This is a genomic window from Acetatifactor sp. (genome assembly GCF_982438285.1).
The window spans coordinates 1-1,924 of record NZ_CEWDFQ010000463.1 but is presented as its reverse complement, the minus strand read 5'-3'; the positions used below and the strand labels follow the sequence as shown (position 1 = coordinate 1,924).

Below are 1,924 nucleotides of genomic sequence, written 5' to 3'. Positions count from 1 at the left end.
ATCGGAGACCCCTCCGGGCGCAGCGATATGAGGACCATGATGACAAAAGAAACCATTGACCACAATGTGGAATGCTTTAAAAAGCAGATGAGCCGCTTTATTGATTTTTCTGAGGGAAAGGCGCTTATGGTCAATAATGCGGACTGGCTGCTTGACTTGAATTATGTGGAGCTTCTGCGGGAAGTGGGAGCGTGCTTCAGCGTAAACCGGATGCTGACGGCGGAATGCTACAAGCAGCGCATGGAGAAGGGCTTAAGCTTTCTGGAATTTAACTATATGATCATGCAAAGCTACGACTTTTTGATGCTGTATCAGAAATATGGCTGTAATATGCAGTTTGGCGGGGACGACCAGTGGAGCAATATGCTGGGAGGAACGGAGCTGATCCGCCGCAAGCTGGGCAAGGACGCTTATGCTATGACCATCACGCTGCTTTTAAATTCCGAGGGAAAGAAGATGGGAAAGACCCAAAAGGGCGCCGTGTGGCTGGACCCTAACAAGACCTCGCCTTTTGAATTTTATCAGTACTGGAGAAATGTGGCGGATGCGGACGTGCTGAAATGTCTGCGGATGCTTACCTTCCTTCCCATAGAGCAGATCGACGAGATGGATGCGTGGGAGGGCAGCCAGTTAAATGAGGCAAAGGAAATTCTTGCCTTTGAGCTTACCAAGCTTGTGCACGGGGAGCAGGAGGCCCAAAAGGCAAAGGAGAGCTCCAGGGCGCTGTTTGCCGGAGGAAACGCTGCAGAAATGCCTACCTGCAGGCTGACAGAGGAGGATTTCAAGGAGGGAACCATCGACATTCTTGGTGTGCTTGCAGCATCGGGGCTGACCGCCTCCAGATCAGAGGCAAGGCGGGCTGTGGAGCAAGGCGGCGTGGCCGTGGATGGAGAGAAGATCACCGATATCAAGACGCTTTACAGACCCGAGGATTTTGACGGAGACGGCATTGTGGTAAAGCGGGGCAAGAAGAATTTCAAACGTGTTGTAATGCGCTGACGGGGATTTTTCACAGGACAGGCTTCAGGCAGGCATGAGACTGGGAGGGACCGCATATACATATAGCAGTAACATTAGGAGGCTGTTATATGGAATATGCGGTAAATACATACGAGCTTTATCACGATATACAAAAACGCACCGGCGGCGAGATATACATAGGGGTGCTGGGACCTGTAAGGACGGGGAAATCTACCTTTATCAAGCGGTTTATGGATGAGATGGTGCTGCCCTACATGGAGGATGAGCATGCAAAGTCCAGGGCCCAGGACGAATTGCCCCAGAGCGCCGGTGGAAAAACCATAACCACCACGGAGCCCAAATTCATTCCAAACGAGGCGGCGAAGGTGACCTTAAACGGGGATATTCAGGTTTCCATCCGCCTGATAGACTGCGTGGGCTATATGGTGGAGGGCGCTGCGGGGCATCTTGAGGAGAATCAGGAGCGGATGGTGAAAACGCCCTGGTTTGACTACGAGATTCCCTTTACCCAGGCGGCACAGATCGGCACGGATAAGGTTATGAACGACCACTCCACCATAGGATTGGTAATCACAACAGACGGAAGCTTTGGGGAGATTCCCAGGGCCAATTATCTTGAGGCCGAGGAAAAAACCATTTTGGCGCTGAAAAACTTAAGAAAGCCCTTTTTGGTGCTGGTAAACAGCCAAAGACCCTATTCCGAGGAGGCCAAAAAGACAGCATCGGAAATTTCCGAAAAATACGGCGTGTCCGCCATGCCGGTGAATTGCGAGCAGCTGAAAAAGGAGGATATTAATTCCATTCTGGAAAACATCCTGTATGAGTTTCCCATATCAGCGATTGAGTTTTATATGCCCAAATGGGTGGAAATGCTGCCCGGGGACAACCGCATGAAGCGCGATCTGGTGGAAAAAGTAAAGGGGCTTATGAAGGACTATGATAC

General features: G+C 50.8%; 2 protein-coding genes. Both read left to right on the top strand.

The genetic code is table 11. The annotated features are described in order from the left end of the window. Positions 1 to 999, top strand: a 999-nt coding sequence (gene tyrS / locus AC1WIP_RS15275; protein WP_481142632.1) for a tyrosine--tRNA ligase, incomplete at its 5' end; no start/stop codon positions are given. Between the two features lie 89 nt (positions 1,000 to 1,088). Then, positions 1,089 to 1,924 (top strand): stage IV sporulation protein A (locus AC1WIP_RS15270; RefSeq protein ID WP_481142631.1); only part of this gene is annotated, 836 nt, incomplete at its 3' end.